The sequence below is a fragment of the Kitasatospora sp. NPDC051164 genome (genome assembly GCF_044455625.1).
In the GTDB taxonomy this organism is placed as follows: Bacteria; Actinomycetota; Actinomycetes; order Streptomycetales; family Streptomycetaceae; genus Kitasatospora.
On sequence record NZ_JBITFB010000099.1, the window covers coordinates 1 to 5618 of the forward strand.

Annotated in this window: 5 protein-coding genes; 4 read left to right on the plus strand and 1 reads right to left on the minus strand. The window is 69.1% G+C overall.

Translation table 11 applies throughout. From position 1 onward, the window contains the following. Positions 1–405 precede the first annotated feature (405 nt). Positions 406–624, plus strand: coding sequence for a hypothetical protein (locus ACIBEC_RS47455; RefSeq protein ID WP_360510238.1), 219 nt, complete (start codon positions 406–408; stop codon positions 622–624). A gap of 126 nt (positions 625–750) precedes the next feature. Continuing rightward, on the plus strand, positions 751–873 hold the full coding sequence (locus tag ACIBEC_RS47460; RefSeq protein ID WP_360510240.1) for a hypothetical protein: 123 nt from the start codon (positions 751–753) through the stop codon (positions 871–873). 73 nt (positions 874–946) lie between these two features. Here ACIBEC_RS47460 and ACIBEC_RS47465 read toward each other — a convergent pair whose 3' ends face one another. Then, positions 947–1201, minus strand: a complete 255-nt coding sequence (locus ACIBEC_RS47465) for a hypothetical protein (RefSeq protein ID WP_360510242.1) — start codon at positions 1199–1201, stop codon at positions 947–949. Between the two features lie 2833 nt (positions 1202–4034). Here ACIBEC_RS47465 and ACIBEC_RS47470 point away from each other — a divergent pair. Together ACIBEC_RS47470 and ACIBEC_RS47475 are read left to right on the plus strand one after the other, a co-directional pair. Beyond that, a complete protein-coding gene (locus ACIBEC_RS47470) occupies positions 4035–4730 on the plus strand; it encodes a hypothetical protein (protein ID WP_396290884.1) in 696 nt (231 codons plus the stop codon). A 307-nt stretch (positions 4731–5037) separates the two neighbouring features. Further along, positions 5038–5618, plus strand: a 581-nt coding sequence (locus ACIBEC_RS47475; RefSeq protein ID WP_396290886.1) for an IPT/TIG domain-containing protein, incomplete at its 3' end; no start/stop codon positions are given.

A 5618-nucleotide genomic window follows, 5' to 3' on the forward strand; every position in this document is an offset into this window, starting at 1 on the left:
GAACCGTGTGCTGTTCGACGAGACCCATGCCTTCACCTCCTCTGCCACGTTGTCGATCCCGACGGCTGCTTGACTCGTAGCTTCCTGAGATGTCTTCTCTTGCCCTTGGTCTTGGTAGTGGAGGTGGTCGGTCGGTTCGGGCCTCGCGCCTGCGGCGGGCCGGTGGTTCTTCTGCGCGTCCGGCGACGCCGTCCGCATTGACCAGCCGGCCCACGGCGGTCCCCGGTACCGCGCGGGTTCCACGTAGACACCACCGCAGGTGCCACCGTAGGCGGCACCGACGGCGCCACCGTGGGTACCCCGCCGCTCCCGGCCGCGTCCGCGCGGCTGGAGCTGTCCGCCACCCACAGCTGGCCCGTACCCGCAGACTGAGACCTGGGCCGGGCGATCCTGGACTCGCCGCTGGTGCGCAGCGCGATCTGGCTGCGCTGGACAGGTCACGACGGCATCCGCACCCTTCACCACGGTGCCAGCCTCACCCGCGGCTGGACCGAGAAGGACGTCGACGCCCGGATCGTCGTCGAGGCCGGCCCCGACGGCCGGCCCGTTGTGCACGCCGAAGCCTGGCAAGCCGCATCGCCGCTGCACGCGGTCCTCGCCCAACACCCCGCCGATGATGACTAGGAGGACGACGTCGAGTCCGACGGCCAGGAGCGCTCGCTGCTGGAGTTGACCGAGAAGGCCGGCCCGGACCGGCTGGAGTGCCCGTAGTGCGAGCGGGACCGCACCGCGAAGGACTTGGGCCCGCTGGTGCCGCCCGCCCCGACCAAGCGCGAGCAGGTGGCCGCGCTGGTCTGCGCCCCGGATGACCCGTGGTGGGAGAACCGGGTACTGCACGCCAAGCTCTACCCGGCGAAGGGCCGTCGGGTGTGACCTGTTGTTGTGGTGGAGCGTGGAACGGTCGTACACCCCGCGTTGTTTGGACCTGTGGTCGGATCGGAGAACGTTATGGTCGGCCTCGGCGGCTGAGGCGGTATATGAGGTAGGTGATTCCCAGAATGATGTCGACTGCCGCCCAAAGCCCGACAATCAAACCGACGCCGATGGTCGTGCCCGCGTGTCCTGCATTGATGCAGTCGGTGAAGTCCTGGCCGGTCAGGCCGGCGCAGCTCTTGCTGGTCGACTTGCTGCTGCTCACGGTTCCGGTGATGATCCAGATCACGAACAACGCCTGAACGGCGAGGAAGATCCACAGGAACACCCTGCGGGGCCTCGGGCGGGGCGAGGGCGGCGCGGGCCTGGCTCTCTCATCCCAGCGGGGCCACCCGCCATCGCCGCCCGTACCACCAGGCGGCGGCGCCTCGGGCCGAGGATCTTCAGAAGGTTGCTGATCGGACATGGCTGCCTCCAGCAGGAGACGAGGGGCCCTGCTTTCAGGAGGCCACTCGGCTGGGCCACGGGTCAACCCCGCAGCCGCCGTGCGGCACCCGCAGGGGCCTAAAACTAGGCGGGGCCGGCTTCCGGCCGAGAGCCGCGCACTGAGACTGTGGAGTGCCAGGGCTGTGGACAGGCCTGCGCCGCGAAGGACTTGGGCCCGCTGGTGGTGCCCGCCCCGACCAAGCGCGAGCAGACCGCGGCGCTGGTCTCCGCTCCGGATGACCTGTGGCGGGAGGTGCGGGGACCCGCATGGAGGCCGACCGCAAGCGCACCCGCCCCGGAGCCAATCGACTCACCCCGCCGGAGAAGGAGAAGAAGGCCAAGCGCGACCACCGGCGGCTGCTCCGCCGCCGCCAGGAGGTCGAGGCCGCCTCGGAGGACGCCTGGTACTCGCCCGCGTACGGCGACGACGCCGTCCACGCCCGCAACCACCACCGCGCCCTTCCGATGTCGAAGCCCACCTCGCCGACGCCGGGCTGCGCACCGCCTACGCTGATGGGCACCTGGTCGTCGTCCATCCCGACGCCGAGATTCCGGGCAAGCCTCACCCGGCACGGACCGCCGCCTCGGCCGCCCCCAGCCGCCCGGACCCGGTCCGCCAGGATCGGCACGCGCGAGGCTGGCCGGCTCGCTGGCTCCGTCGTGCGGCGCGCGGTGATGGCTCTGCGGCGCCGTCCGAGGTGCGACCTGCGGCTGGTGAGGGTTGGACCCGGTTGGGGATGGTTCGGGGCGGGGTGGTGGGTTGGCTGGCGGGGTGGCCTCGGGGCCAATTCGGTTGCTCTACGTGTTCGTCGTGAGCATGTCGGGTGCGTGGCGGGCCGCTGCCTTTCCAGATCTCCTCATCAGAGCTCACGTCTTTGTTTCCTGATCCAGACCTACCTCCTGAATCCGGCATAACATTTCGACTGAGGGCAGTGAAAGCACCCGAGGAATCGCACATGGCCATCCGTCGACTGCTGACTGCGGTAGGCGCGGCAGCTGTACTTGCGGCAGGTGGCGGCAGTCTCGCCGCCTGCGGAGGCTCCCCTGTCAGCAAACCGAGTACGCCTCCGATGACCAGTCTCGCTCCGGCCGCACCGGCAACGCCCACCCCAACGACACCGAACCCCGAGCCGCGGATGCAAGCCGGCTACGAGCCGTTGACGTCCCGAGCGTGGGCGCTGATAGCTAAGGACCCAAACTCGCATATTGGTGAGAAATACGTAGTTTACGGCGTGGTCACGCAATTCGATGCGGCAACAGGCTCACAAACGTTCCGAGCCAACGTCGATGGTGTCCAGCAGCCTCAGATGTACCTGTACCCAACTAATACAGTCCTGACTAGCAGCGACCCTTCGATACTTGCACAGGTAGTCCAGGGCGATACGTTTACGGCGAACGTCGTGATACGTGGAGCCATTTCCTACAACACGCAGATCGGAGGCTCGACCACGGCCCCGGAGCTGCAGGTTGATTCCATCCGTGTTACGACCCCAGCTACTTCGTAGCACGGCCACGCCAGTCCAGCCGGACGGCACACAACACCTCGCCGATAACGGCGGCGCGACTGGAGACAATGCAGTCGTTGCTGCTCCGCTTCGGCGCCGACGCGGCAGTGTGGCACCGGTTCGGCCGTCCCGCCGGTCCATCCCTTTCCCCGGCTCGCTGGTAGGTGGAGGGCGGTGGTGGGTGACGGTTCGGCCGGCAGGGGTCTGACCCTGCGGGGCCGTGATGGTTGGTGAGCGCCCGGCGAACACCGGACGCCACGGTGCCCCGCCGGGCCGGCCCGGCCGCTCCTCCGCCAGGCCCTCCCCGGTCCGGTTGGACTGTCGACGCCGACCGGATCCGGCACCGCCCCCCTGGCCCGACCGATGCCCCACAGGCGGCCCCTGACGGCGATCACTGCGCCCCAAGGGGTGCGGTCCGGTCCCCACGAGGCCTGGGAACGGCCCTTCCCGGGCCTCCCGATGCAGCTCCTGCTGTGACTCCTGATGCAGCTCCTGATGCCGGCACCCCCGCCCCGGGCGCGGGGTGGCATCTGTGCAGCTCACAGCGCCCACCAAGGAGGCCGGAAATGCCGACAACCCTCTGCGCGCCCCTGTCCTCCTGGTGGTGGGGGTGGGGTGGCGGTGCGCTGTCGGGTCGGGGTGGCCTGCGGCGCTGGCTGGCGAGCCCTGCCCGGCGGCCTCGCGGCCTTCGTGGTCCCGGCTGGGCTGCTGGGGACGGCCTGGTGGGGCCCTGTGTTCGGCGGGGTGGTGCGTCGTCGAACCCCGGGCATGGACGAGTCGGGTCCGGTCGGGCGAGCGATGTCGCCGCCGACATCCTTCCTGGGTTCTGGGGTGATCTCGATGATGACGATCGAGGCCGACCGTTGGGCGAGAAGGCGGCCCTAGTCCCACTCCGCGCAGGCGGTCAGCAGAGCGGTAGTTAGACACTTGCGTGCGCTCCGCCGAATGGGTGGCGTGCCGTCAAAGCTCTTGTTTGTATGCAACCCAGATGGCTTGCTTGTGGTATCTGACCAGGTGGGCTGCCCATCCCTCCGTTGGGGGCGGCAGCTGGCATCTGCCTGCGCATACTGGCGCGGGTTCGCGAGGGCACCCACCGGAGGAAGCCGTCGGCCGGCGCGCTCTCGCGGTGCATCGGCTGATGAGGGTGGCTCATACGTCCAGGGAGGCGTTGTGCGAGCCATCAACATATTTCGAATACTGGCCGGGTGCGGCGCGGTCGGCGGGCTCTTGCTCACCGCTGCGGCAGCACACGCAGATGCCGTGGGTCCAGGGCAAGCGGTGGCCGTGCCGTGCAGCGAGAGCGCATTGGTCAATGCCGTCGACGAAGCCAACGCCGCGGGGGGCGGTGACCTGATCCTTGCGCCGTTTTGCACCTACATCCTGACTGGTGCCCACAGCGCGGGGGGCAGCGGAGGGCCGGCGGGCCTGCCGAACATCACCACGCCGATCACCATGACCGGGCTGGCCACCGAGATCACCCGTGCGTCGTACGCGCCCTCCTTCCGCATCATCGAGGTGGACGGGCCCTCGCAGTTCCCGCTTGCCCACGGGCAGCTCACCTTGGGCATGGTCACGATCAGCAACGGTGACGCCGCCCTCGGCGTGGGCGGCGGCATCGCCAACCTCGGCGGGTCGGTCACCGTGACGGGCGGGGGCGTCACCAACAGCCGCGCCTCGTACGGCGGCGGCATCTACACCGATAGCACGCTGACGATGACCGCCAGCAGCGTCACCGGTAACACCGCCAGCGTCAACGGCGGCGGCATCTACCGGAACGCGGGCTCCACCACGCTGCTCGCCACCATCGTGGCCGGCAACACCCCGAACAACTGCGCCGCCACCACCCCTTCGACCGCCCCATGCTGAAAACCCGGGGCATTCAACTCGCCTTCTTCCGCGACAGGTTCGTGGCGCAGTGGGCGAACTCGCCCTTGCCTGCTCCGACCGCGCCGCAACCACGAAGTTGAGCGAGGTTGACGGCGCCCCGTTAGGTGGCGCCGCGTCGCTTCACACAAGACCACCCGCCCAGGCGCCCTGAGGCAACGGCCTTCACATCTCCTCCCGCCCCACTGCGCCGACCGGAGCTGCCCGTGCGACTGCGGGCCGCGTCATCCATCCGCCTGCTCCTGCTCACTCGCGGCAGGGCGCCAGGCACGTTCGAAGGAGAAAGATCATGGCAACCATCACTTCGCTGGTGGACACGACGACCACCACCAACCAGGGCAGGGCCGGGGACACCGTCCAGATCAACGGCACCTCTCTGTCCACCACGACGAAGGTGAACTTCGGCGCAGCGGCGGTCACTCCGACGACTGTCACCGCCACCCAGGTCACCTTCACGGTGCCCAGCTCGGCGCCGTGCTCCGGCCAGGTCTCGGTCAGCGTCACCAGCAGCAGCGGCGCCACCAGCAATGCGCTGCCGTTCTTCGTCATCGCCACACCGACCACCACGGGGACGAACGTCATATGCCTGCCGGCCGCCACCGGCGGTTCGGTCACGCTGTTCGGCACCAACTTCCTCACCGGCACGCACGTCGCGGTGGGCACCGTCGGTACCGTGGCGGTCGCCCCCACCCAGTCGGGCCAGGTCACCTTCACCGCGCCGGCCAACCCGGGCCAGGTCACTACGGTCTCGACCCAACCGGTGACCATCACCACCGCCGGCGGCACCAGCACCTCGGGCACCACCCAGATCGACTACTACCTCGCGCCGACCATCACCTCGGTGCTGCCCGCATCGGGTACTGCGGGGGA